Raw genomic sequence first — 24,438 nt, 5'->3', positions numbered from 1 at the left:
CGTCAGAAAAATGTCTTGGCGGCGGCTTCGGCATAGGTGCCGATCGGTCCGCCGATCAGCACATAGAACAGCACGAAGGCGCCGCAGACGCCAAGCACGACACGCAATTCGGTGGCCATCGGCACGAAGCCGCCGACCGGTTCGTCGAACCACATGATCTTGATGATGCGCAGATAGTAATACGCACCCACCACCGAAGCCAGCACGCCGATTATCGCCAGCGCATAGAGGTTGGCGTTGATGGCGGCGAGGAAGACGTACCACTTCCCCCAGAAGCCGGCGAGCGGCGGAATGCCGGCCAGCGAGAACATCAGGATGGTGAGGATCGTGGCCATGATCGGATTGGTCGAGGAGAGCCCGGCCAGGTCGCTGATCTGCTCGACATTGCCTTCCTTGCGCCGCATGGCGAGGATGAACGCGAAGGTGCCGAGCGTCATCACCAGGTAGATGAGCATGTAGATGGCGACGCCGCGCACGCCGGCCTGGCTGTTGGCGGCAAGGCCGACCAGCGCGTAGCCCATGTGGCCGATCGAGGAATAGGCCATCAGCCGCTTGATGTTGGTCTGGCCGATCGCGGCAAAGGCGCCAAGCGCCATCGAGGCGATCGAGATGAAGACGATGATCTGCTGCCAGTCGGCGGCGATCGGCTTGAACGCGCCCATGGTAACGCGCACGATCAGCGCCATCGCCGCCATCTTGGGGGCGGCCGCGAGGAACGCCGTCACCGGCGTCGGCGCGCCTTCATAGACGTCGGGCGTCCACATGTGGAACGGCACCGCCGAGATCTTGAAGGCAAGGCCGGCCAGCACGAAGACCAGACCGAAAACGAGGCCGAGCTGGCGCTCGCCGCTGCCGAGGGCCGAGGCGATTTCCTGGAAGCCGGTGTTGCCGGTGTAGCCGTAGACCAGGCTGATGCCGTAGAGCAGCATGCCCGACGACAGCGCGCCGAGGACGAAGTACTTCAGGCCGGCCTCTGTCGAACGCAGGTTATCGCGGTTGATCGCCGCCAGCACGTAGATCGCCAGCGACTGCAGTTCGAGGCCGAGATAGAGCCCGATCATGCCGTTGGCCGAGATCATCAGCATCATGCCGAGCGTGCACAGCAGGATCAGCACCGGATATTCGAACTTGTCGAAACGCTCCGCCTTGGCAAAGCGCATCGACATGACGAGCGTCACCGCCGAGCCGACCAGCGCCAGCACCTTCATGAAGCGGGCGAAGGGATCCTGGATGAAGGCGTTGCCGTAGGCACTGCCCTGCCCTGTGGAAAAGATCAGCCAGGCGCCGGCGACCACCAGCACGGCGACGGCAAGGCCTGTCACCGTATTGGCGGTGTTGGCGCGCGAATAGGCCCCGACCATCAGCAACGCGAGCGCGCCGATGGCAAGGATCAGCTCGGGCGTCGAGAGCGACAGGCTGGAGAGAAGGTCCGGCGTCATGGTTCGCAAAACCCCTGGGTCAGTTCGCCGCCGCGGTCTGCGCGGCGCCGATGGATGCGGTGACATTGGTGACGAGCGACTTGACCGACTGGGCCGTCGCGTCGAAGACGGGAGCGGGATAGACGCCGAAGAAGATGACCAGCAGGACCAGCGGGTAGATGATCACCTTCTCGCGCAGCGACAGGTCGAGCAGCCCCTTGAGGCTGTCCTTGGTCAGCGCGCCGAAGATCACCCGACGATAGAGCCAGAGCGCGTAGGCAGCCGACAGGATGACGCCGGTGGCGGCGAAGAACGCCACCCAGGTGTTGACCCGGAACACGCCGAGCATGGTCAGGAATTCGCCGATGAAGCCCGACGTGCCCGGCAGGCCGACATTGGCCATGGTGAAGATCAGGAACACGGTGGCGTATTTCGGCATGTTTTTGACCAGGCCGCCATAGGCCGCGATCTCACGCGTGTGCATGCGGTCATAGATGACGCCGACGCACAGGAACAGCGCGCCTGAGACAAGGCCGTGGCTGAGCATCTGGAAGATCGCGCCCTGCACGCCTTCCTGGTTCATGGCGAAGATGCCCATGGTGACGAAGCCCATATGGGCGACCGACGAATAGGCGATCAGCTTCTTCATGTCCTCCTGCATCAGCGCCACCAGCGAGGTGTAGATGATGGCGACGACCGACAGCGTGAACACCAGCGGCGCGAACATTTCCGACGCCAGCGGGAACATCGGCAAGGAGAAGCGCAGGAAGCCGTATCCGCCCATCTTCAGCAGGATGCCGGCCAGGATCACCGAACCCGCCGTCGGCGCCTCGACGTGCGCGTCTGGCAGCCAGGTGTGAACCGGCCACATCGGCATCTTCACCGCGAAGGAAGCGAAGAAGGCAAGCCACAGCCAGGTCTGCATGTTGGCCGGGAAGCTGTGCGTCAACAGCGTCGGAATGTCGGTCGTGCCGGACTGGAAGAACATCGCCATGATGGCGAGCAGCATCAGCACCGAACCGGCGAGCGTATAGAGGAAGAACTTGAACGAGGCGTAGACGCGCCGCTTGCCGCCCCAGACACCGATGATGATGAACATCGGGATCAGGCCGGCTTCGAAGAAGACGTAGAACAGCACGATATCCAGCGCGCAGAACACGCCGATCATCAGCGTCTCGAGCAGCAGGAAGGCGATCATGTAGGCCTTGACGCGCTTGTCGATCGCTTCCCACGACGCCAGGATGCAGAGCGGCATCAGGAAGGTCGTCAGGATGACGAACAGCATCGAAATGCCGTCGACGCCCATATGGTAGGAAATGCCGGAGTCGAGCCAGGCAACCTTTTCGACGAACTGGAAGCCAGCCTGCGAATTGTCGAACCCTGTCCAGATGAACAGCGAGACGATGAAGGTGAACGTCGTCGTCAACAGCGCGATGGCGCGGATGTTGCGGCGCGCGTTTTCGCTGTCATCCCTGATGAACAGGATCAGCAGCGCACCAACCAGCGGCAGGAAGGTGACCAGCGAGAGGATTGGCCAGGCGGTCATCAGAGCATCATCCAGGTGACGAGTGCGGCAACGCCGATCAGCATGGCGAAGGCGTAGTGGTAGAGGTAGCCGGTCTGCAGCTTGACGACGCGGTTGGTGACATCGACGACGCGCGCCGAAATGCCATCCGGCCCGAGCCCGTCAATGATGGTGCCATCCCCGGTCTTCCAAAGGAAATGGCCAAGGCGCTTGGCGGGCCGCACGAACAGGAAGTCGTAGAGCTCGTCGAAATACCACTTGTTGAGCAGGAAGGCGTAGAGCCCGCGATGCTGCGCGGCGAGATTGACGGGCATTTCCGGCGAGCGGATGTAGAACTTCCAGGCCAGCGCGAAGCCGATCAGCATGGCGATGAAGGGCGACAGCTCGACCCACAGCGGCAGTTCGTGGATTTCGTGCAGGATGTGATTGTCCGGCAGCGTGAACAGCGACGCCTTCCAGAACTCGGCATAGCCCTCGCCGATGAAGGAATTGTGGAAGATGATGCCGGCAAACAGCGCGCCGGCGGCCAGCACGAACAGCGGCACCAGCATCACCGGCGGCGATTCATGCACATGGTGCATCACCTCATGGCTCGCCCGCGGCTTGCCGTGGAAGGTCATGAAGATCAGGCGCCAGGAGTAGAACGAGGTGAAGCAGGCGGCGATGACCAGCAGGATGAAGGCAATGCCGGCGACCGAATTGTGCCCGGCAAAGGCGCTCTCGATGATGGCGTCCTTGGAGAAGAAGCCGGCGGTGCCGATCACGGTCACCGGAATGCCGACGCCGGTCAGCGCCAGCGTGCCGATCACCATCATCCAGTAGGTGGTCGGGATCAGCTTTCTCAAGCCACCCATCTTGCGCATGTCCTGCTCGTCGGAGACGGCATGGATGACCGAGCCCGAACCGAGGAACAGCAGCGCCTTGAAGAAGGCATGCGTGAACAGGTGGAAGATCGCCGCGCCATAGGCGCCGACGCCGAGCGCCACGAACATGTAGCCCAGCTGCGAGCAGGTCGAATAGGCGATGACGCGCTTGATGTCGTTCTGCACCAGACCGACGGTGGCCCCGAAGAAGGCGGTGAAGGCGCCGATGAAGGTCACCACGGTCAGCGCCGAATGCGACAGTTCGAACAGCGGGGACAGCCGCGCCAGCATGAACACGCCCGCCGTCACCATGGTGGCGGCATGGATGAGCGCGGAGACCGGCGTCGGGCCTTCCATGGCGTCCGGCAGCCAGGTGTGCAGCGGCACCTGCGCCGACTTGCCCATGGCGCCCATGAACAGGAGCAGGCAGACGACCGTCATGGCCGCCTGCTTGTCCAGCGCATAGCCGAGGAAGGTCAGCACGGCGGCGCCATGCGGCGCGCCTTCGGCCAGGATGAACGTCGCCGCATTGGCGAAGATGGTGCCGAGATTGACCGAGCCGAACAGCACGAACACGCCGAAAATGCCGAGCGCGAAGCCGAAATCGCCGACGCGGTTGACGACGAAGGCCTTGATGGCTGCGGCGTTGGCCGACGGCTTCTTGTACCAGAAACCGATCAGCAGGTAGGAGGCGAGACCGACCCCTTCCCAGCCGAAGAACATCTGCACGAGGTTGTCAGCCGTCACCAGCATCAGCATGGCGAAGGTGAACAGCGACAGATAGGCGAAGAAGCGCGGCCGGTTCGGATCGTGGTGCATGTAGCCGATCGAATAGATGTGAACCAGCGCCGACACGGTGTTGACCACCACCAGCATCACCACCGTCAGCGTGTCGATGCGCAGCGCCCAGGAGACGTCCAGCCCGCCGGACTGGATCCAGTGCAGCACCGGCACGGTGAACACCTCGCCATGGCCGAAGCCGACGCTGAAGAAGGCGACCCATGACAGAACAGCCGAAATCACCAGGAAACCGGAGGTGATGTATTCGGACGCCTTGGCGCCGAGCGACGTGCCGAACAGGCCGACGATCAGGAAGCCGAGCAGGGGAAGGAAGACGATGGCCTGATACATGGTGGTTCCGTCAACCCTTCATCATGTTCACGTCTTCGACCGCGATCGAGCCGCGGTTGCGGAAGAAGACGACGAGAATGGCAAGTCCGATGGCAGCCTCGGCCGCCGCGACCGTCAGCACGAACAGCGCGAACACCTGGCCGACCAGATCGCCGAGCGCCGCCGAAAAGGCGACGAAGTTGATGTTGACCGCAAGCAGGATCAGCTCGACCGACATCAGGATGACGATGACGTTCTTGCGGTTCAGGAAGATGCCGAACACGCCGAGCGTGAACAGGATCGCCGATACGGTCAGATAATGTGCGATGCCGACGACCATCTCAGACTCCTTCGCCCGACTTGACCTTGCGGATTTCCATGCCGGTAGCCGGCGTGCGGCCGACCTGGGCTGCGATCGACTGCCGCTTGACCCCTTCCTTGTGGCGCAGCGTCAGCACGATGGCGCCGATCATGGCAACCAGCAGGATGAGGCCCGAAATCTGGAAGTAGTAGAGGTAGTCGGTATAGAGGATGTCGCCGAGTGCGGCCGTGTTCGAGCGCGTGGCGAGATCGGGAATGGGCTTCGACACCGTCGCAGCCAGCTTCGGCGCGAATGTGTAGCCGCCGAGTACGACGATCAGCTCCGCCGCCAGGATCAGCCCGACCAGCGCGCCGATCGGCGCGTATTGCAGCGCGCCCTCTTTCATTTCGGCGAAGTCGACATCCAGCATCATGACGACGAACAGGAACAGCACCATGACCGCGCCGACATAGACGACGAGCAGGATCATCGCCAGGAATTCGGCGCCGGTCAGCATGAACAGGCCGGCGGCGTTGAAGAAGGTCAGGATCAGGAACAGCACCGAATGCACGGGGTTGCGCGACGAAATGACCATGAACGCCGAGGCCACGGCGACAAAGGCGAAGAGGTAGAAAAAGGCCGCCTCTAGTCCACTCAGCATTGGGGTTCCCCCGGGTTCCTGTCCAAACAGGACGCTCGTCCTGTTTGTTCTCTGCGACCGCCTCCGGTCGTCAAGTTGCGTGTTCCTATCGCATGTTCCGATCGGGTTGAAAGACCCGATCGAAAGAAACATGCGACACTCTTTTCATCCGGAGGATGATCTGGTCCGAAAAGTCTGCAACTTTTCGGGATCATCCTCTGGACGAGGCCCCTCGCCCCGTCCATGCGTCAAATATCAGCGGTAGGGCGAGTCCAGCGAGATGTTGCGCGCCAGTTCGCGCTCCCACCGGTCGCCATTCGCCAGCAGCTTGTCCTTGTCGTAGTAGAGCTCCTCGCGCGTCTCCGTCGCGAACTCGAAATTCGGCCCCTCGACAATGGCGTCGACCGGGCAGGCTTCCTGGCAGAAGCCGCAATAGATGCACTTCACCATGTCGATGTCGTAACGCACCGTGCGGCGCGTGCCGTCGTTACGGCGCGGGCCCGCCTCGATGGTGATGGCCTGCGCCGGGCAGATCGCCTCGCACAATTTGCAGGCAATGCAGCGTTCCTCGCCGTTGGGATAGCGGCGCAGCGCATGCTCTCCACGGAAGCGCGGGCTGGTCGGCCCCTTCTCGTGCGGATAGTTGATCGTCTCCTTCGGCGCGAAGAACTGGCGCATCGACAGGAAGAAGGCGCTGACGAAATCCTGCAGCAGCAGCGATTTGGCGGCTTGGCCGAGAGCGGACATCACGCAAACCCCATGATCTTGAGGAAGGCTGCGGTGGCGACCACCATGAACAGCGAGATCGGCAGGAACACTTTCCAGCCCAGCCGCATCAGCTGGTCGTACCGGTAGCGCGGCACGAAGGCCTTCACCATCGAGATGCCGAAGAACACGAAGCAGACCTTCAGCACGAACCAGATGACGCCGGGCACCCAGGTGAAGGGCGCGAAGTCGAACGGCGGCAGCCATCCGCCAAGGAACAGGATGGTGGCCAGCGCGCACATCAGGACGATGGCGACATACTCGCCGAGGAAGAACAGCAGGAACGGCGTCGACGAATATTCGACCATGTGGCCGGCGACCAGTTCCGATTCGGCTTCGACCAGGTCGAAGGGCGGCCTGTTCGTCTCGGCCAGCGCCGAGATGAAGAAGATGATGAACATCGGGAACAGTGCCAGCCAGTTCCAGTCGAGGAAGGTGTTGGGCAGGCCAAGCCGCGTGCCAAGCCCACCCTGCTGCGACAGCACGATATCGCTGAGGTTGAGCGAGCCGGCGGTGAGCAGCACGGTGACGATGACGAAGCCGATCGAGACTTCGTAGGAAACCATCTGCGCGGCCGAACGCAGCGCGCCGAGGAACGGGTACTTCGAGTTGGAAGCCCAGCCGCCCATGATCACGCCATAGACCTCGAGCGAAGAGATGGCGAAGACATAGAGGATGCCGACATTGACGTTGGCGATCGCCCAGCCCTGGTTGACCGGAATGACCGCCCAGGCCGAAATCGCCAGCACCGCCGACACCAGCGGCGCCAGGAGGAACACGCCCTTGTTGGCGCCTGACGGGATGACCGGTTCCTTGAAGACGAATTTCAGCAGATCGGCGAAAGCCTGCAGCGTGCCCCACGGGCCGACGACGTTCGGGCCGCGGCGCAACTGCACCGCCGCCCAGATCTTGCGGTCGGCATAGAGTATGTAGGCGACGAAGATAAGCAGCACCACGATCAGCACGACTGACTTCAGAAGAATCAGCAGCGCCGGCAGCACGTAGAAGGAGAAGAAGGTGTCCATGCTTATTCCGCCGCCTGCTTGAAGCCGCTCTTGGCCAGTGCCGAGCATTCCGCCATCACGGCGGACGCCCGCGCAATCGGGTTGGTCAGGTAGAAATCCTTGACCGGCGAGGTGAAGGTGCCCTTGTTCAGCCGCCCGCCGAGCTTCGCCACGCCAGCGATATCCTCGGCATTGCCGGCCGCGACCTGATCGATGCGGGCCAGATGCGGGTACTCGCCATAGAGTTTCGCGCGCAGCTGCGGCAGCGAATCGAATGGCAGCTTCTTGGCCAGAACGTCCGACAGGGCCCTCAGAATCGCCCAGTCCTCGCGCGCATCGCCAGGCGCAAAGCCGGCGCGGTTGGTCTGCTGCACGCGCCCTTCGGTGTTGACGTAGGTGCCCGACTTTTCCGTGTAGGCGGCCGCCGGCAGGATGACATTGGCGCGATGCGCGCCATGGTCGCCATGGGTGCCGATATAGACGACGAAGGCGCCGCCGGTCTTGCCCATGTCGATCTCGTCGGCACCGAGCAGGAACAGCAAGTCCGTTTCGCCCAGCATGCCGGCGACATCCTTGCCGCCCTCGCCCGGTACGAAGCCGAGATCGAGGCCGCCGACCCTGCCCGCCGCATTGTGCAGCACGGCAAAGCCGTTCCAGTCGGCGCGAGCGGCGTTGACGGCCGTGCTAAGCTTCGCCGCCTGGCCGAGCACGGCCGCGCCGTCGGCGCGCGCCAGTGCGCCCTGGCCGACGATGATCAGCGGATGCGTCGCCTTCTTCAGCGTCTGGAAGAACTTGCCATTGCCGTCGGCCAGATCCTTCAGCGAATCCGGCCCGGCGCCGAGCAATTCATACTCGTAGCGCGTGTCGCCGATATCACCGATGACGCCGACCGGCAGATTGCCGACCCGCCAGCGCTTGCGGATGCGGGCGTTGAGCACCGAGGCCTCGAAGCGCGGATTGGCGCCGATGATCAGCACCGCGTCGGCCTGCTCGATACCTTCGATGGTCGGGTTGAAGATGTAGCTGGCGCGGCCCAGCGCCGGATCAAGTGCTGCGCCATCCTGGCGGCAGTCGACATTCTTGGAGCCAAGCGAAGCCATCAAAAGCTTCAGCGCGTAGATTTCCTCGACCGCCGCGAGATCGCCAGCGATGGCGCCGATCTTCTCGGGCGTGGTCTTCGACACCGCGTCCTTGATGGCGGTGAAAGCTTCGGCCCAGCTCGCCGGGACCAGCTTGCCGTCCTTGCGCACATAGGGGCGGTCGAGGCGCTGCGTGCGCAATCCGTCCCAGATGAAGCGGGTCTTGTCGGAGATCCACTCTTCGTTCACCTGCTCGTTGACGCGCGGCAGGATGCGCATCACTTCGCGGCCGCGGCTGTCGATGCGGATCGCCGAGCCGACAGCGTCCATCACGTCGATGGATTCGGTCTTGGTCAGTTCCCACGGCCGCGCCTGGAAGGCGAAGGGCTTGGAGGTCAGCGCGCCGACCGGGCAGAGGTCGATAACGTTGCCCTGCAGCTCCGAGGTCATCGCCTGTTCGAGATAGGTGGTGATCTCGGCATCCTCGCCGCGGCCGATCAGGCCAAGCTCGGAAATGCCGGCGACTTCCGTGGTGAAGCGGACGCAGCGCGTGCAATGGATGCAGCGGTTCATCACCGTCTTGACCAGCGGGCCGATATATTTGTCTTCGACGGCGCGCTTGTTCTCGTGATAGCGCGAGGAATCGACGCCGAAGGCCATCGCCTGGTCCTGCAGGTCGCACTCGCCGCCCTGGTCGCAGATCGGGCAATCCAGCGGATGGTTGATCAGCAGGAATTCCATCACGCCTTCGCGGGCCTTCTTGACCATAGGCGTGTTGGTGAAGATTTCCGGCGGCTCGCCATTGGGCCCGGGGCGCAGATCGCGCACGCCCATGGCGCACGAGGCCTGCGGCTTGGGCGGCCCGCCCTTCACCTCGATCAGGCACATGCGGCAATTGCCGGCGATCGACAGCCGCTCATGGAAGCAGAAGCGCGGCACTTCCGCGCCCGCGTCTTCCGCCGCCTGCAGCAGCGTGTAGTGGTCGGGTACAGTGATCTCTTTCCCGTCGACCTTGAGCTTTGCCATTCGCTTCAAACCCCTGCGGATTTCCCGCAATCTCATTTCCCGGGCGCGGCAGACGCGGCGCCCGGCATTTCATTCACTTCTTGGCGGCCAGCACAGCCGCCTGCGCAGTCCAGTCGTCACGCCCGATGCGGCCGTTGAACGACAGATAATCGTCGACCCAGGCGATCTCCTGCGGCGACCAGGCGGCGATCTGGGCATAGGTCCAGATGCCAAGTCCGTTCAGCACCTTTTCCAGCTTCGGGCCGATTCCCGATATCGCCTTGAGGTCGGACGGCTTCGCCGGCTTGTCGATCGCCCTGGGCTGCCTGAAATCCTCGGGCAGCAGCACATCGGCGGCCTCGCCGGCCGCCGGAGCCGCATTCACCGCCGGTGCCGTGGTGGCGGCTTCCTTGGCGGCGATGTCGGTGACCTCCTGCGCGAAGGACTGCGCCTCGGCGATCATGCTCTTGGCCGTCGCCCGCGCCTTGATGGACGACGCGTTCGCGTCCTCGAATTGCTCGACGCGGGCCTCGAAATCCTCCATCAGCGGCTGCATCAGGCGCTGAGATGCCTCGACGGCGCCCGAAAGCGCGCCCATCCAGACGCCGAACGCATGGTTGGCGAGCCCGATGCCAAGCGCAGACATCGCCGCCGCACCCGCGACAGGGTGCACGAAAAGGTTGACGGCGCTGGCCATCTCCTTCGGCATCATCCTGGTCAGGTCCTGGTTCATCTTTTCGATCTGGTCCAAATTGGGCATCAATGGGTAGGGTGTCGAATACGGCGCCATAGAGTTCTCCTGGTCGTTTCTTCGTTCGCCCCGCCCCGTTATTCCAGCTTCGGGCTTTCGCCCGCACTCACGATTTCTACTATTCCGCCGCCACCATCACCGGTTCGGCGCGGTGCGCGTTGCGCGAAAACTCGTCAATGCGCCGCTCCACCTCGCCTCGGAAATGCCGCATCAGGCCCTGGATCGGCCATGCCGCCGCGTCGCCCAGCGCGCAGATCGTGTGGCCCTCGACCTGTTTGGTGACGTCGAGCAGCATGTCGATCTCGCGCTTCTGCGCCTCGCCGCGCACCAGCCGCTCCATCACCCGCCACATCCAGCCGGTGCCCTCGCGGCACGGCGTGCACTGACCGCAGCTCTCATGCTTGTAGAAATAGGACAGCCGCGCGATCGCCTTCACGACGTCGGTCGACTTGTCCATGACGATGACGGCCGCCGTGCCCAGGCCGGATTTGAGGTCGCGCAGCGCGTCGAAATCCATCGGCGTGTCGATGATCTGCTCGGCCGGCACCAGCGGCACGGAAGCGCCGCCCGGAATGACGGCGAGCAGATTGTCCCAGCCGCCGCGGATGCCGCCGCAATGCGTCTCGATCAGCTCGCGGAACGGGATCGACATCGCCTCTTCGACGGTGCACGGGTTGTTGACGTGGCCGGAGACGCAGAACAGCTTGGTGCCGACATTGTTGGGCCGGCCGAAGGACGAGAACCAGGCCGCGCCCCGGCGCAGGATGGTCGGCGCCACAGCGATCGATTCGACATTGTTGACGGTGGTCGGGCAGCCATAAAGGCCGACATTGGCCGGGAATGGCGGCTTCAGCCTGGGCTGGCCTTTCTTGCCCTCAAGGCTCTCCAGCAGTGCGGTCTCTTCGCCGCAGATATAGGCGCCGGCGCCGTGATGCATGTAGACGTCGAAATCGTAGCCCGAGGTGTTGTTCTTGCCGATCAGCTTGGCCTCATAGGCCTCCTCGATGGCCCGCTGCAGTGCCTCGCGCTCGCGGATGAACTCGCCGCGCACATAGATGTAGGCCGCGATCGCGCCCATGGCGAAGCCGGCGAGCAACGCGCCCTCGACCAGCGTGTGCGGGTCGTTGCGCAGGATGTCGCGGTCCTTACAGGTGCCGGGCTCGGATTCGTCGGCATTGATGACGAGGTAGCTCGGCCGGCCATCGCTCTGCTTGGGCATGAACGACCATTTCAGCCCGGTCGGGAAGCCGGCGCCGCCACGGCCGCGCAGGCCCGACGCCTTCATCTCGTTGACGATCCAATCGCGCCCCTTGGCGACGATGCCGGGCGTGTTGTCCCAGGCGCCGCGCGCCATCGCGCCGGCCAGCGACTTGTCGAAGAGGCCGTAGATGTTGGTGAAGATGCGGTCTTTGTCCTGAAGCATTTTTCGTCCCTCAGACCGGCTTCTTGCCGAAAACGCGGATGTATTCGGCGACGCCGCCCTTGGCGAGCGCCTTGGCCTGCTTGACCCAGTCGTCGCGCTCGATGCGGCCGTGGAAGGAGAGATAACCGTCCACCCACTCGCGCTCGGCCTTCTTCCAGGAAGCGACCTGCGCGAAGGTGAAGATGCCCAGCGTGTGCAGGACGCCCTCGATCTTCGGGCCGACGCCGGAGATCAGCTTGAGATCGTCGACCGCCGCCGGCCTGTCGATCCCGGCTGGGCGGTTCTTGTCTTCCAGCGACGGTTTCGCCGACTTGGCGGCCGGCGCCCTGGCTTCCGGCGCCTTGAAGGCAGCGGCCGGTTCGGCATTGGACTTGGGCCCATTGCGCTGCTTAGAGACCTTCTCGACTTCCGGCGATGCCTTGTTGGCATTGGCGGCCGAATGCGGCGGCGCCGAAACGCTCGCGGCCTTCTCCGCCGCCGGCGCCACCTTGGTCTTAGAAGGTGTCTTCAACGCCGGGCTGGTCTCAGGCGCGTCGGTCTTCGGCTTGCCAGCATTGGACGGCGCTACAGGAGCGGCGGCGGGCGCCGGAACGGGCGCGGCGATGATCGCGTCGGGTGCCGCCTTGGCGGCCTTGGCTGCTTCCCTCGCCTCCCGGTCGCGGGTCGACTTCAGGATCGCCTTTTCACTCTTCAGCGTCGTCAGGCCGGAGGCCGGCTCCGAACCGGTACGGCCATTCTGCGGTCCCGGCGCCACCGAAGCGCCCTTGCCCGCGTCGTAGAGATCGATGATTTCAGCCAGCCGTTCCGGCGTCAGATCCTCGAACGTGTCCTTGAACACCATGACCATCGGTGCGTTGACGCAGGCGCCGAGGCACTCGACCTCTTCCCACGACAAGGTGCCCTTGTCGTTGGTGTGGAACTGGTCGTGATGGATTTTCGAACGGCAGACATCCATCAGCGCTTCCGAGCCGCGCAGCATGCAGGGCGTGGTGCCGCAGACCTGGATGTGCGCGCGGGTGCCGACGGGATTGAGCTGGTACTGCGTGTAGAAGGTCGCGACCTCGAGCCCGCGAATCCTGGGCATGCCGAGCATGTCCGAGATTGTCTCGATCGCCGCCTTGGTGACCCAGCCTTCCTGCTCCTGCGCGATCATCAGCAAGGGAATGATCGCCGACTGCTCGCGGCCCTTCGGGTACTTCTTGATCCATTGCTTCGCCGCGGCCGCGTTCGCCCGGTTGAAGGCGAAGGATGCTGGCTGGACGCTGGCTTCTGCGAGACGGCGGACTGACATTTAGCGATCGACCTCACCAAACACGATGTCGAGGGAGCCGAGGACGGCGGTGACGTCGGCCAGCATGTGGCCGCGGCAGAGGAAATCCATGGCTTGCAGATGCGCGAAACCCGGCGCGCGCAGCTTGCAGCGGTACGGCTTGTTGGTGCCGTCGGAGACCAGATAGACGCCGAACTCGCCCTTCGGCGCCTCGACGGCCGCGTAGACCTCGCCGGCCGGCACGCGATAGCCCTCGGTGTAGAGCTTGAAGTGATGGATCAGCGCTTCCATCGACCGCTTCATCGCCTGGCGCTTGGGCGGAACGACCTTGCCGTCGAGGTTCGACACCGGGCCGGTGCTTTCCTTGCCGAGCAGCAGGTCGACGCACTGGCGCATGATCCGCGCCGACTGGCGCATCTCTTCCATGCGCACGAGGTAACGGTCGTAGCAGTCGCCGTTCTTGCCGATCGGAATATCGAAATCCATTTCCGAATAGCATTCATAGGGCTGCGACTTGCGCAGGTCCCATGCCGCGCCCGAACCGCGCACCATGACGCCGGAAAAGCCCCAGGCCCAAGCATCGGCCAGCGAAACGATGCCGATATCGACATTGCGCTGCTTGAAGATGCGGTTGCCGGTCAAGAGCTTGTCGAGGTCGTCGATCGACTTCAGGAACGGGTCGATCCACTTGCCGATGTCCTCGACCAGCTGGCGTGGCAGGTCCTGATGGACGCCGCCGGGGCGGAAATAAGCGGCATGCATGCGCGAGCCGGAGGCGCGCTCATAGAACACCATCAGCTTTTCGCGCTCGACGAAACCCCACAGCGGCGGCGTCAGCGCGCCGACGTCCATGGCTTGCGTCGTCACATTGAGGATGTGCGACATGATGCGACCGATTTCGCAATAGAGCACGCGGATCAGCTGGCCTCGCCTCGGCACTTCGATGCCGAGCAGGCGCTCGGCGGCCAGCGCGAAAGCATGTTCCTGGTTCATCGGCGCGCAATAGTCGAGCCGGTCGAGATAAGGCACCGCCTGCAGATAGGTTTTTGCTTCGATCAGCTTTTCCGTGCCGCGATGCAAGAGCCCGATATGCGGATCGACACGATCGACGACTTCGCCATCCAGCTCCAGCACGAGGCGCAAAACGCCGTGCGCCGCAGGGTGTTGCGGGCCGAAATTGATGTTGAAATTGCGGACGGAGGTTTCAGCCATTGTGGCGCCTCAATTCGTCTTGGCTTTTTCGTCCCCGGGAAGAACGTAGTCTGTTCCTTCCCACGGGCTCAAAAAGTCGAAGTTCCTGAATTCCTGCTTCAATTCCACAGGCTCGTAGATGACGCGCTTGGCTTCGTCGTCGTAGCGCACCTCGACGAAGCCGGTCAGCGGGAAATCCTTGCGCAACGGATGGCCTTCGAAACCGTAGTCGGTCAAAAGCCGGCGCAGGTCGGGATGACCCGAGAACAGCACGCCATAGAGATCGTAGGTCTCGCGCTCGAACCAGTCGGCACCCGGGAAAACGCCGGTGATCGACGGCACCATCGTCTCTTCGTCGGCCTGCACTTTCACACGGATGCGGACATTCTGTTTCGGCGAAAGCAGGTGATAGACGACGTCGAAGCGCTTGGCGCGCGACGGATAGTCGGCGCCGCAGACATCGATGATCGAGATGAACTGGCACCGCGGATCATCGCGCAGGAAGGTCATTACCTCGACCAGATCGCGCGGCTCGACATGAATGGTGAGCTCGCCATAGGCGATGTCAGCGCCATTGGCGCGACCAATCAGCTTTTCGCCGAGATAGGTCGACAGTTCGCTAAGGGATGCGGCCATGGATTTACCGTTCGATCGTGCCGGTGCGGCGGATTTTCTTCTGCAGGAGAAGAATGCCGTAGAGCAAAGCTTCGGCGCTCGGCGGGCAGCCGGGCACATAGATGTCGACCGGCACGACGCGGTCGCAGCCGCGCACCACCGAATAGGAATAGTGGTAGTAGCCGCCGCCATTGGCGCAGGAGCCCATCGAGATGACGTAGCGCGGCTCCGGCATCTGGTCGTAGACCTTGCGCAGCGCCGGCGCCATCTTGTTGGTCAGCGTGCCGGCGACGATCATGATGTCAGACTGGCGCGGCGAGGCGCGCGGCGCGACGCCGAAACGCTCCGAGTCGTAGCGCGGCATCGAGGTGTGGATCATCTCCACCGCGCAGCACGCCAGACCGAAGGTCATGAACATCAGCGAGCCCGAGCGCGCCCAGGTGATCAGCGCCTCGGTCGAGGTGACCAGGAACCCCTTGTCGGCGAGCTCATTGTTGATTTCGAGGAAGAAGGGATCGTCCTCCCCCACCGGCCTTCCGGTGTTGGGATCGATAATGCCCTTCGGCTTCGGCGCGACGAGGGTGCCTGAACTGTCGTTCAATCCCATTCCAGCGCTCCTTTTTTCCATTCATAGGCAAAGCCGATGGTCAGCACTGCCAAAAACACCATCATCGACCAGAAACCCAGCATGCCGATCTTCGTGAAGGACACCGCCCAGGGAAACAGGAAGGCCACTTCGAGGTCGAAGATGATGAACAGGATCGACACCAGGTAGAAACGGATGTCGAATTTCATGCGGGCGTCGTCGAACGAGTTGAAACCGCACTCGTAGGCGGAAAGCTTTTCGGGGTCGGGATTGCGGTAGGCCACCAGGAACGGTGCGGCCAGCAGCGCCAGGCCGACGACCAGCGCCACGCCGATGAACAGGACGATGGGCAGGTATGAACTGAGGAGTGCGTTCATGCAGCGGCTTTCCGTTGGCGCCAATCCACTTTGATTACAGCACCGGACCTTAATGCGGAAGCGTGACAGATTAACCGCTGAACCGTTTTAAGGGGCCTATGCTGCAACGCGGCGAGGGTTAGCGCAGCACTTCCAGCGAAGCAAGTCAAACCTTGTTCAAAACACCGACCTGGACGGCATATCCGAAGAAACTGGTCCGATCCGCTCCTGTTTGATTTCCTTCGTTTTTTACTCCACTTTTCTCTCCTGACAGGATTGCCGCCAAAACCCTGCTAGCATGGGCCGGAATCACCGGTCAGACGCACAGCCAAGCCCCCTCAGAGTGATGCCTGCATGAAGGAAAAGATCTCGCTTCCCATGGCCCGCCGCATCGCGCTGGCCGCTCAAGGGTTTCTCGACCCTCGTCCCGGCGGAACGCCCGACCGCCGCCACTTCGCCCGCGTGCTCTCTCGCACCGGCCTGCTGCAGATCGATTCCGTCAGCGCGGTGGTGCGCGCGCACTACATGCCGCTCTATTCGCGGCTTGGCCCCTACCCGCTCGCTCTGCTCGACAATGCCGCCGTGACGCGCAAGCGCACGGTCTTCGAATACTGGGCGCACGAGGCCTCCTTCCTGCCGGTCGAGACCTATCCGCTGATGCGCTGGCGCATGCAGCGCGCCGAACGGGGCGACGAGATGTATCTGGGCCTGGCCAAATGGGGCCGCGAGCACGCCGCCTATATAGAAGAGATCTACCGCGCGGTCGCCGAGCGCGGTCCGATCGCCGCTTCGGCACTGGAAGGCCAGAAAGGCTCCGGCGGCTGGTGGGGCTGGAGCCATGCCAAGCATGCCTTCGAGTGGCTGTTCTGGGCCGGGCGTATCACGACGGCGCACCGCCGCGGCTTCGAGCGCTTCTACGACCTGCCCGAGCGCGTGCTGCCGCAGGCGATCCTCGACCTGCCGGTGCCCACCCCGGAGGACGCGCACCGCGAATTGCTGCGCATTTCCGCCCGCGCCCATGGCATCGCGACATCAGGCGATTTGCGCGACTACTTTCGGCTGTCGCCGGCCGACATGAAGGGCCGGCTGGAGGAACTGGTCGAGACTGGAGAACTGCTGCAGGTGCGAGTCGAGGGTTGGGACAAGCCGGCTTACCTTCACAAGGATGCCCGCCTGCCCCGGAAAATCGAGGCGCGCGCTTTGCTCGCGCCATTCGATCCGGTCGTCTTCGAGCGCTCGCGCTCGGAGCGGCTGTTCGATTTCCACTACCGCATCGAGATCTACACGCCGGTCGAAAAGCGCCAATACGGCTACTACGTCCTCCCCTTCCTGCTCGGCGACCGGATCGTCGCCCGCGTCGACCTCAAGGCGGACCGGCCGGCCAGCGTGCTGCGCGTCCACGCCGCCTACGCCGAGCCCGGCGCGCCGCCCGAAACCGCCGCGCAACTGTTCGAGGAATTGAAACAGATGCAGGGCTGGCTCGGCCTTGAACGCATGGACGTGACGTCCGCCGGCGATCTGGGTCCGGCGCTGGCCGACATGACGGTGTCGTAAGCCCGCGTTGACACCGCTACCCGCAAAAGCCTAAATCCGGTCCAGACGGTCCCCTGCCCGCAACGGCAGGGGCTAAGAGGGAATGCGGTGCGGGGTGAAAAATCTCAAATCCGCGGCTGTCCCCGCAACTGTAAGCGATGAGCCAAGGCCGAAAGCCACTGGGAGTTTCCCGGGAAGGCGGCACCCAAGGCGATGACCCGCGAGCCAGGAGACCTGCCGTCTGCGACAAAAGAATCCGATCGCCCGGCGGGTTTCCGGGCAAGGAGCCCGGTTTTTTGGACCAGAACGGCAGTTTTTCGGCTGGCACAGCGGATATCTCATCCGCCGACAGCGAAGCCTTGGCCGGCGTCACCGTCATCGTCTGCGCGTCCTGTCGCGACGAGACCGGCTCCGACGCCCACCCCCGCGCCGGCGAACTGTTGGCTGACGACACGCGACGCGCCGCATCGGATGAAAACATCCGCATCCGCACGGTCGAATGCCTCGGCAATTGCAAGCGCCGGCTGAGCGCCGCCATCCTGCGCGACGGCTGCTGGAGCTATGTCTTCGGCGACCTGACCGTGGCCAGCGGCGCCGACCTCGTCACCGGCGCGAAGCTCTTCGCCATCTCGACGGACGGCCTCATCCCCTGGCGTGGCCGGCCCGATTCCCTCAAGCGCGGCCTCGTTGCCCGTATTCCTCCCCTCGGCCTGTTGAAGGATTGATCATGAGCGCTTCCGTATCCCGCGTCCCCTGTACCGTCGTCACCGGCTTCCTCGGCGCCGGCAAGACGACGCTGGTCCGCCATCTCCTGGAAAACGCCGGCGGCAAGCGCATTGCCATCATCGTCAACGAGTTCGGCGACATCGGCATCGACGGCGAGATTTTGAAGGGGTGCGGCATCGACACCTGTCCGGAGGAAAACATCGTCGAACTGGCCAATGGCTGCATCTGCTGCACCGTGGCCGACGATTTCGTACCGGCGCTCGACCAGATCCTGTCGCTCAACCCCAAGGTCGACCACATCCTGATCGAAACCTCCGGCCTCGCTCTGCCCAAGCCGCTGGTCCAGGCGTTCCAGTGGCCGACGGTGAAGAGCCGCGTCACCGTCGATGGCGTCATCGCCGTGGTCGACGGCCCCGCACTTGCCGAAGGCCGCGTCGCCAACGACATGGACGCCCTGCAGGCGCAGAGGACTGCTGACGACTCCCTCGACCATGACGACCCGGTCGAGGAATTGTTCGAGGACCAGATCGCCTGCGCCGACCTGATCATCCTGTCGAAGAGTGACCTGATGGACGCCGCCGGTTCGGCCCGCGCCAACGCCATCATTGGCGAACACTCCGCCCGCGCCGTGAAGATCGTGCCGACCTCGCACGGCAAGGTCGATCCCTCGGTGCTGCTCGGGCTCGGTCTCGCCGTCGAGGACGACATCGAGAACCGCAAATCCCACCATGACGGCGCCTTCGACCACGAGCATGACGATTTCGACACCTTCATCGTCGACATCCCGTCGATCGCCAATCCGGACGAACTGGCCAAGCGCGTCGCCACCGCGGCCGAACAGGAAAACGTGCTGCGCGTGAAAGGCTTCGTCGAAGTCGGCGGCAAGCCGATGCGGCTCCTGCTGCAGGCCGTCGGCCCGCGCGTCAATCATTACTATGACCGCGCCTGGACCGCCGAGGACGACCGCCGCTCGCGCCTCGTCGTCATCGGCCTCAAGGGGCTGAACCGCCCGGCAATCGAGCGTATACTCGCCGGCTGATTTTCAGACACGGGCCGCGATGCATATCCTCACCACGACCTCCGCCTCGCTCGACGATCTCGCCGAGCCGGTCGATCTGCGGCAGACGCCAGCGGATATCGTGGCCCTGTCCTTCACCGACAGCGATCTCGCCGGACTTGCTACCGCGTGGAAGGCGGATGCCGGCCGCCTGCCCTCGATGCGGCTGGCGGCACTGCGCGACCTTCGCCATCCGATGTCCGTCGATCTCTGGATCGACAGTGTCGCGCGCCACGCCAAGATCATACTGGTGCGCATCCTCGGCGGCTACGACTGGTGGCGCTATGGCTGTGACCAGTTGGCCTCGACCGCACGCGAGCGCGGCATAAAACTGGCGCTGCTTCCCGGCGAAAGCCACGACGAGGATCTCAGGCTGATCGAAGCCTCGACGCTGCCGCGCCAGGAATTGGACGCGCTGCTCGGCTATTTCCGCGAGGGCGGCCCGGCCAATATGGGCGCACTGGTGCAGCGGCTGGCGGGGTTGGCTGGGCAGGATGCTTATGTGACTGAGCCGGTCAGCGTGCCGAAAGCGGGCTACTACGAGCCGAACCGCGGCGTCGTCCCCCTCCCCCTCGAGGGGAGGGTCCGGCCGCAGGCCGGGGGTGGGGTCCTCTCCGAAGCGCGCCAACGCAAAGAAACGTCGCGTCCGGTCGTACCGACCCCACCCGGCCCTGCGGGCCACCCTCCCCTCGAGGGGGAGGGAAAGGTCGTGCCGATCCTCTTCTACCGCTCGATGCTGCTGGCCGCCGACGTCGCGCCCATCGACGCCCTTTTTGAAGCGCTGCGCCAGCGCGGCATGGCGCCTGTTCCCATCTTCGTCTCCAGCCTGAAAGACCCGGCCTCCCTGGCCTTCGTCGAAACGGCCCTCGCCGCGCTCAAACCCGCCGCCATCATCACCGCGACCGCCTTCGCCTCCGGCGCCGAACCCGGCGTGGAAACCCTTTTCGACCGCGCCGGCGTGCCCGTCTTCCAGGTCATCGTCGCCACCACCCGCCGCGACGTCTGGGAGAACAACCAGCGCGGCCTGGCACCCGCCGACCTCGCCATGCATGTCGTGCTGCCCGAACTGGACGGCCGCATCCTCGCCGGCGCCATTTCCTTCAAGGGCGAAAGCGATGTCGATCCCGCACTTGGCCACCGCGCCTTCGCCAATCGGCCGGAACCGGATCGCGTGGCGCAGGTGGCCGACCGTGTGGCGGCCTACATCAAGCTGCAGGCGACACCCCGCACCGAGCGAAAACTGGCCATCCTGATCCCGGACTACCCGAGCGCGCCGGGCAGGACTGGCTATGCGGTCGGCCTGGATGTCCCGTCGAGCGTGCTGGCCATGCTGCATGACCTAAAGGAGCAGGGTTATGTGGTTGGGGGGATTCCGCAAACGGCGCGTGAGCTGTTGGGTTTACTGGAGCGGGGCGATCGGGGGTTGAGTCTGGACGACTACCTTCGCTTGTCCACGGAGTTGCCCAAGGCCGCATACGATGCAGTCGAGGGTGCGTGGGGCAACACCAATGACGAAGCTCACGTCAATGCGCCCCCCTCTGTCCTGCCGGACATCTCCCCCACTAGGGGGGAGATTGGCAGTTCCAGCGGCGGCCTTCCCTCTTCACCCGTGGAAATTGGTGAAAGCGGGCGTGAAGGAGCAATCTCCTCCCTTGAGGGGGGTGAGGAGTGGTCCGCGCAGCGGACGGAAAGCCAATTGCTTGGCCTTCCGAGCGACCAACGCCCGGAGCGACAGCGAAGGGCCGGGTCCGGCAGGACAGAGGGGGGCGCGTCGCGCCAGCCTTCACCATCAGGCAAACAGCACTTCCCCTTCCGCGCCGCGACCTTCGGCAACATCACCGTGGCGCTGGCTCCCGATCGCGGCCGCTCCGAGGATCGCCGCGCCGACTACCACGACCCGACGCTGCCGCCGCGCCACGCCCTGATCGCCTTCGGTCTCTGGCTGCGCAAATCGCTCGGCGTCCACGCCCTGGTCCATGTCGGCGCCCACGGCACGCTGGAATGGTTGCCCGGCAAGACGGTCGCGCTGTCGCAAAGCTGCTTCCCCGAGATCGTCACCGGCTCGCTGCCCGTCATCTATCCCTTCATCGTCTCCAACCCCGGCGAAGCGGCGCAGGCCAAGCGGCGCATCGCCGCCGTCACCCTTGGCCATCTGCCGCCGCGGCTGACCGGCGCCGGACTGGATGAGGAGCAGCACAAACTCGAGCGCCTGGTCGACGAATACGCCCAGGCCGACGGCCTCGACCGCCGCCGCCGCGATCGCTTGGCCAAGCTGATCGTCGACACCGCCCAAAAGACCGGCCTTGCCGCCGAAGCCGGCGTCGCCGGGACCGACGCGCCCGACGAGGCGCTGCGCCGCATCGATTCCTGGCTCTGCGACCTCAAGGATTTCGCCATCAAGGACGGCCTGCATATTTACGGCCGTGCGGCTGAGGACGAGCCCGATGCCATGCGCCGCCAGAGTGCCGAGGCTGAAAGATCGGCGCTGCTTGCCGCGCTCGATGGCCGCCACGTCAAGGCCGGTCCGGCCGGCGCACCGGCGCGTGGCCGCTCAGACGTGCTCCCCACCGGCCGCAATCTGTTCACATCGGATCCACGCACAATGCCGACGCCGACCGCCTATGATCTGGGCAAGGCGGCGGCGGAAGAAGTGGTGCGCGGCTATCTGCAATCGCATGGCGACTGGCCGCACTCGCTGGTCATCGACCTCTGGGGTTCGGCCTCGCTGCGTACCGGCGGAGAGGAGATCGCCCAAGGCCTGGCGCTGATGGGCTGTCGGCCACAATGGGATGCCGCCACAGGCCGCATCACCGGCATCGAGGTGCTGCCGCCGGCCACGCTCGGCCGCCCGCGCGTCGACGTCACCTGGCGCATATCGGGCCTGTTCCGCGACATGTTCCCGACCCAGATCGCGCTGATCGACGCCGCCGCCAACGCCGTTGCCGCGCGCGACGAAGAGGATTCGGAAAACCCGCTCGCGGCCAGGACACGCGCCGACGGCAAGATCAGCCCGCGCATTTTCGGCACCTCGCCCGGCACTTACGGCGCCGGCGTGGAAGATTTGTTGTCGAGCGGCGACTGGGGTGCGCGCGAAGAAATCGGCCGCGCCTATCTCGACGCCACCTCGCATGCCTATGGCGGCGCCGGCGGCGAAGGCATCTCCGCCCCCGGCGCCTTCGAGACCCGCATCGCCGAGGCCGACCTGCTCGTGCACACCGGCGACGACCCTGGCCGCGACATTCTCGAAGGCTCCGCCGACGTCGCCTTCATCGGCGGGTTTTCGGCCGCCCTTGCCGCGCTTGGCCGGAATGCCGACGTCATCGTGCTCGACACCACGGACCCGCAAAAGCCGAAGCCGCGCTCGATCAGTGAGGCCGTGTCGCGGGTGGTGCGCGCCCGCGCCGTCAATGCCCGCTTCATATCGGGCCAGATGCGGCACGGCCCGCGCGGCGCCTCGGAATTCGCCGAGACGGTCGACCGGCTTGTCGGCTTTGCCGAAACCACAAATGCCATTTCGGGCGCGCTGATCGAGGCCGTGCACGACGCCTATGTCGGCGACGCGGAAGTCCGCGCCTTCATCCTGCGCGAAAACCCGGCGGCCGCGAAAGTCATCGCCGAGCGTTTCCTGTCGGCGCGCCGGCGTGGCCTGTGGCATCCCTTGCGCAATTCGATCGACGATGATCTCGCCGCGCTGATTGCCGAGGCCGAGGCGCTGGGAGTGGCGGCATGAACGCCTTCTCGCGCCGCGGCGCCTGCCCGGCTTTGTCGGCGCCGATGCAGACCGGCGATGGGCTCTTGGTGCGGCTCAACCCGGTTGCTGGAGCATTGTCGCCGAAGCTTCTGATCGGACTGGCCGAATCCGCCTTGCGGCATGGCAACGGCATCATGGAAGTCACCGCACGGGGTAGTTTGCAGATACGCGGTCTGACAACGGAAAGTGCTGCACTGCTGGCAGCTGAGGTGGACGCACTGGGCATTGCGGTGCGGACCGGCGTGCCGGTCGAGACTGGCCCGCTGGCGGGCATCGACCCGCAGGAGATCGCCGATCCGCGACCGCTGGCTGAGCGGATCAGGGTAGCGATTGAAGAGGCCGGGCTGACGCCGAGGCTGGGGCCGAAGGTTTCGGTGATTGTCGACGGCGGCGGGCAATTGGCAATGGATGCGGTGACGGCGGATATCAGGCTGAAGGCGGTGCGGGTTAATGCCGGAGTTCAGTGGCAGGTGTCTGTCGCAGGTGATGGGCAGAGCGCACGATTGCTGGTCGAGGCGGAAGACGCCGCTGCGCGCGACATTGCCGTCGCTGCACTCAGAATGGTCGCTGAAAAAGGCCGTGAGGCTCACGCAAGGGATTTGTCGGAGCGGCAGTGGGCCTCTCTCGCAGGGTGGCACTCTGTGGCGCCCCCCTCTGTCCTGCCGGACATCTCCCCCACGAGGGGGGAGAATGCTCTTTCACGCTCGCCTTTGCCAATTTCTGACGCCGAAACGGCTGAGCACATTTCCACCTTCGCTAGAACGGCGCCGCCGGCCGGGCTGCCAATCTCCCCACCTGTGGGGGAGATGTCCGGCAGGACGGAGGGGGGCGCCGTAGGGCGCAATCCCTCGTCAATCGGCCTCTTCGATCTGGACAATGCCATCGCCCTCGGCGTTGCCCTGCCCTACGGCAGCATGCCCGCGGACAAAATCATTGCCCTCGCCCAAAGCGCCCTCACCCTCGGCACCAACCAAATCCGCCTCGCCCAAGGCCGCGCCCTGCTTTTCCTCGGCCAACCGGCTAACGCCAATCAGCCCCTGCAAGCCACCGCCGCCACCCTCGGCCTCGTCACCGCCGCCACCGACCCGCGCACCCGCATCGCCGCTTGCCCCGGCATGCCCGCCTGCGCCTCCGGCCGGATCGCCACGCGCGAGATCGCAGAGACGATCGCCGCGGAAAACGCCGACATCCTCGACTTCACGCTGCACGTTTCCGGCTGCGCCAAGGGCTGCGCGCATCCCGGCCCGGCGGCGCTCACGATCGTCGGCGGCGAAAATGGAGCCGGACTTGTCGTGAACGCGACGGCAAAGGCCCTTCCTGCCGGCTACAGGCCGGGCTATGACGCCGCGCGCGGCATCGGTCGCGTCGCAGCGGCAATCCGCAGCGCACGATTTCAGGGCGAGACCGCCGCCGCTTGCCTGACAAGGCTCGGGCCGGCAGCAATCGCCGAGACCTACCAACAGGAATGA

At 64.5% G+C, this 24,438-nt stretch carries 20 protein-coding genes and 1 riboswitch; of the genes, 5 read left to right on the top strand and 15 right to left on the bottom strand.

What is annotated here, in order from left to right:
- Positions 1 to 2: 2 nt before the first annotated feature.
- The 15 genes from nuoN to JG746_RS17045 form a co-directional block, all read right to left on the bottom strand.
- Complete coding sequence (gene nuoN / locus JG746_RS17115) at positions 3 to 1,439, bottom strand: NADH-quinone oxidoreductase subunit NuoN (RefSeq protein ID WP_202359194.1); 1,437 nt, start codon at positions 1,437 to 1,439, stop codon at positions 3 to 5.
- Positions 1,440 to 1,458: 19 nt separating this feature from the next.
- Positions 1,459 to 2,964, bottom strand: coding sequence for an NADH-quinone oxidoreductase subunit M (locus JG746_RS17110; RefSeq protein WP_202359193.1), 1,506 nt, complete (start codon positions 2,962 to 2,964; stop codon positions 1,459 to 1,461).
- Positions 2,964 to 4,937: an NADH-quinone oxidoreductase subunit L gene (gene nuoL, locus JG746_RS17105; RefSeq protein WP_202359192.1), complete on the bottom strand. Its 1,974-nt coding sequence runs from the start codon at positions 4,935 to 4,937 to the stop codon at positions 2,964 to 2,966. The genes JG746_RS17110 and nuoL overlap by 1 nt, the downstream gene beginning before the upstream one ends.
- A 10-nt stretch (positions 4,938 to 4,947) precedes the next feature.
- Positions 4,948 to 5,256: an NADH-quinone oxidoreductase subunit NuoK gene (gene nuoK, locus JG746_RS17100; RefSeq protein WP_019858930.1), complete on the bottom strand. Its 309-nt coding sequence runs from the start codon at positions 5,254 to 5,256 to the stop codon at positions 4,948 to 4,950.
- A gap of 1 nt (position 5,257) precedes the next feature.
- Positions 5,258 to 5,878, bottom strand: a complete 621-nt coding sequence (locus JG746_RS17095; protein WP_202359191.1) for an NADH-quinone oxidoreductase subunit J — start codon at positions 5,876 to 5,878, stop codon at positions 5,258 to 5,260.
- Between the two features lie 234 nt (positions 5,879 to 6,112).
- Positions 6,113 to 6,604 (bottom strand): NADH-quinone oxidoreductase subunit NuoI, encoded by a 492-nt coding sequence (gene nuoI / locus JG746_RS17090; protein WP_095204089.1) that lies wholly within the window; start codon positions 6,602 to 6,604, stop codon positions 6,113 to 6,115.
- Entirely contained in the window at positions 6,604 to 7,647 is a 1,044-nt protein-coding gene (gene nuoH, locus JG746_RS17085) for an NADH-quinone oxidoreductase subunit NuoH (protein WP_202359190.1), read from the bottom strand. The genes nuoI and nuoH overlap by 1 nt, the downstream gene beginning before the upstream one ends.
- 2 nt (positions 7,648 to 7,649) lie before the next feature.
- Positions 7,650 to 9,731: an NADH-quinone oxidoreductase subunit NuoG gene (gene nuoG, locus JG746_RS17080; protein ID WP_202359189.1), complete on the bottom strand. Its 2,082-nt coding sequence runs from the start codon at positions 9,729 to 9,731 to the stop codon at positions 7,650 to 7,652.
- Between the two features lie 73 nt (positions 9,732 to 9,804).
- Positions 9,805 to 10,500, bottom strand: coding sequence for an NADH-ubiquinone dehydrogenase (locus JG746_RS17075; RefSeq protein ID WP_202359188.1), 696 nt, complete (start codon positions 10,498 to 10,500; stop codon positions 9,805 to 9,807).
- 79 nt (positions 10,501 to 10,579) lie between these two features.
- Positions 10,580 to 11,884 (bottom strand): NADH-quinone oxidoreductase subunit NuoF, encoded by a 1,305-nt coding sequence (nuoF, locus tag JG746_RS17070; protein ID WP_202359187.1) that lies wholly within the window; start codon positions 11,882 to 11,884, stop codon positions 10,580 to 10,582.
- A 10-nt stretch (positions 11,885 to 11,894) separates the two neighbouring features.
- Positions 11,895 to 13,175, bottom strand: coding sequence for an NADH-quinone oxidoreductase subunit E (locus tag JG746_RS17065; protein ID WP_202359186.1), 1,281 nt, complete (start codon positions 13,173 to 13,175; stop codon positions 11,895 to 11,897).
- Positions 13,176 to 14,366 carry an NADH-quinone oxidoreductase subunit D gene (locus tag JG746_RS17060; RefSeq protein WP_202359185.1) on the bottom strand — a complete coding sequence of 397 codons (1,191 nt, stop codon included), beginning with the start codon at positions 14,364 to 14,366 and terminating at the stop codon, positions 13,176 to 13,178.
- Positions 14,367 to 14,375: 9 nt separating this feature from the next.
- Positions 14,376 to 14,981, bottom strand: a complete 606-nt coding sequence (locus tag JG746_RS17055) for an NADH-quinone oxidoreductase subunit C (RefSeq protein ID WP_202359184.1) — start codon at positions 14,979 to 14,981, stop codon at positions 14,376 to 14,378.
- A 4-nt stretch (positions 14,982 to 14,985) separates the two neighbouring features.
- Positions 14,986 to 15,567 (bottom strand): NuoB/complex I 20 kDa subunit family protein, encoded by a 582-nt coding sequence (locus tag JG746_RS17050; protein ID WP_015317338.1) that lies wholly within the window; start codon positions 15,565 to 15,567, stop codon positions 14,986 to 14,988.
- A complete protein-coding gene (locus tag JG746_RS17045; protein WP_095204098.1) occupies positions 15,558 to 15,923 on the bottom strand; it encodes an NADH-quinone oxidoreductase subunit A in 366 nt (121 codons plus the stop codon). Before JG746_RS17045 ends, JG746_RS17050 begins: the two co-directional genes overlap by 10 nt.
- 333 nt (positions 15,924 to 16,256) lie before the next feature.
- Here JG746_RS17045 and JG746_RS17040 point away from each other — a divergent pair, with 333 nt between their 5' ends.
- The 5 genes from JG746_RS17040 (at position 16,257) to cobG (ending at position 24,438) form a co-directional block, all read left to right on the top strand.
- Positions 16,257 to 17,456, top strand: coding sequence for a winged helix-turn-helix domain-containing protein (locus JG746_RS17040; protein WP_202359183.1), 1,200 nt, complete (start codon positions 16,257 to 16,259; stop codon positions 17,454 to 17,456).
- Between the two features lie 29 nt (positions 17,457 to 17,485).
- Positions 17,486 to 17,691: riboswitch (cobalamin riboswitch) on the top strand.
- 40 nt (positions 17,692 to 17,731) lie between these two features.
- Positions 17,732 to 18,160, top strand: a complete 429-nt coding sequence (locus JG746_RS17035; RefSeq protein ID WP_202359182.1) for a DUF1636 family protein — start codon at positions 17,732 to 17,734, stop codon at positions 18,158 to 18,160.
- Between the two features lie 2 nt (positions 18,161 to 18,162).
- Complete coding sequence (cobW, locus tag JG746_RS17030; protein WP_202359181.1) at positions 18,163 to 19,200, top strand: cobalamin biosynthesis protein CobW; 1,038 nt, start codon at positions 18,163 to 18,165, stop codon at positions 19,198 to 19,200.
- A 19-nt stretch (positions 19,201 to 19,219) separates the two neighbouring features.
- The gene (locus JG746_RS17025; protein ID WP_202359180.1) at positions 19,220 to 22,948 is read left to right on the top strand and encodes a cobaltochelatase subunit CobN; all 3,729 of its coding nucleotides are present in this window, start codon (positions 19,220 to 19,222) and stop codon (positions 22,946 to 22,948) included.
- Entirely contained in the window at positions 22,945 to 24,438 is a 1,494-nt protein-coding gene (gene cobG / locus JG746_RS17020) for a precorrin-3B synthase (protein WP_202359179.1), read from the top strand. The genes JG746_RS17025 and cobG overlap by 4 nt, the downstream gene beginning before the upstream one ends.

The organism is Mesorhizobium sp. 113-3-3 (assembly GCF_016756495.1).
GTDB lineage: Bacteria > Pseudomonadota > Alphaproteobacteria > Rhizobiales > Rhizobiaceae > Mesorhizobium.
Note: the sequence above shows the minus strand (reverse complement) of the source record. Positions and strands in the feature narration are given on the sequence as shown.

Bases quoted from the DNA above. Each gene is read 5' to 3' on its own strand.
- nuoN (WP_202359194.1), bottom strand. From the start codon at position 1,439: ATGACGCCGGACCTTCTCTCCAGCCTGTCGCTCTCGACGCCCGAGCTG.
- JG746_RS17110 (WP_202359193.1), bottom strand. From the start codon at position 2,964: ATGACCGCCTGGCCAATCCTCTCGCTGGTCACCTTCCTGCCGCTGGTT.
- nuoL (WP_202359192.1), bottom strand. From the start codon at position 4,937: ATGTATCAGGCCATCGTCTTCCTTCCCCTGCTCGGCTTCCTGATCGTC.
- nuoK (WP_019858930.1), bottom strand. From the start codon at position 5,256: ATGGTCGTCGGCATCGCACATTATCTGACCGTATCGGCGATCCTGTTC.
- JG746_RS17095 (WP_202359191.1), bottom strand. From the start codon at position 5,878: ATGCTGAGTGGACTAGAGGCGGCCTTTTTCTACCTCTTCGCCTTTGTC.
- nuoI (WP_095204089.1), bottom strand. From the start codon at position 6,604: ATGTCCGCTCTCGGCCAAGCCGCCAAATCGCTGCTGCTGCAGGATTTC.
- nuoH (WP_202359190.1), bottom strand. From the start codon at position 7,647: ATGGACACCTTCTTCTCCTTCTACGTGCTGCCGGCGCTGCTGATTCTT.
- nuoG (WP_202359189.1), bottom strand. From the start codon at position 9,731: ATGGCAAAGCTCAAGGTCGACGGGAAAGAGATCACTGTACCCGACCAC.
- JG746_RS17075 (WP_202359188.1), bottom strand. From the start codon at position 10,500: ATGGCGCCGTATTCGACACCCTACCCATTGATGCCCAATTTGGACCAG.
- nuoF (WP_202359187.1), bottom strand. From the start codon at position 11,884: ATGCTTCAGGACAAAGACCGCATCTTCACCAACATCTACGGCCTCTTC.
- JG746_RS17065 (WP_202359186.1), bottom strand. From the start codon at position 13,175: ATGTCAGTCCGCCGTCTCGCAGAAGCCAGCGTCCAGCCAGCATCCTTC.
- JG746_RS17060 (WP_202359185.1), bottom strand. From the start codon at position 14,366: ATGGCTGAAACCTCCGTCCGCAATTTCAACATCAATTTCGGCCCGCAA.
- JG746_RS17055 (WP_202359184.1), bottom strand. From the start codon at position 14,981: ATGGCCGCATCCCTTAGCGAACTGTCGACCTATCTCGGCGAAAAGCTG.
- JG746_RS17050 (WP_015317338.1), bottom strand. From the start codon at position 15,567: ATGGGATTGAACGACAGTTCAGGCACCCTCGTCGCGCCGAAGCCGAAG.
- JG746_RS17045 (WP_095204098.1), bottom strand. From the start codon at position 15,923: ATGAACGCACTCCTCAGTTCATACCTGCCCATCGTCCTGTTCATCGGC.
- JG746_RS17040 (WP_202359183.1), top strand. From the start codon at position 16,257: ATGAAGGAAAAGATCTCGCTTCCCATGGCCCGCCGCATCGCGCTGGCC.
- cobW (WP_202359181.1), top strand. From the start codon at position 18,163: ATGAGCGCTTCCGTATCCCGCGTCCCCTGTACCGTCGTCACCGGCTTC.
- JG746_RS17025 (WP_202359180.1), top strand. From the start codon at position 19,220: ATGCATATCCTCACCACGACCTCCGCCTCGCTCGACGATCTCGCCGAG.
- cobG (WP_202359179.1), top strand. From the start codon at position 22,945: ATGAACGCCTTCTCGCGCCGCGGCGCCTGCCCGGCTTTGTCGGCGCCG.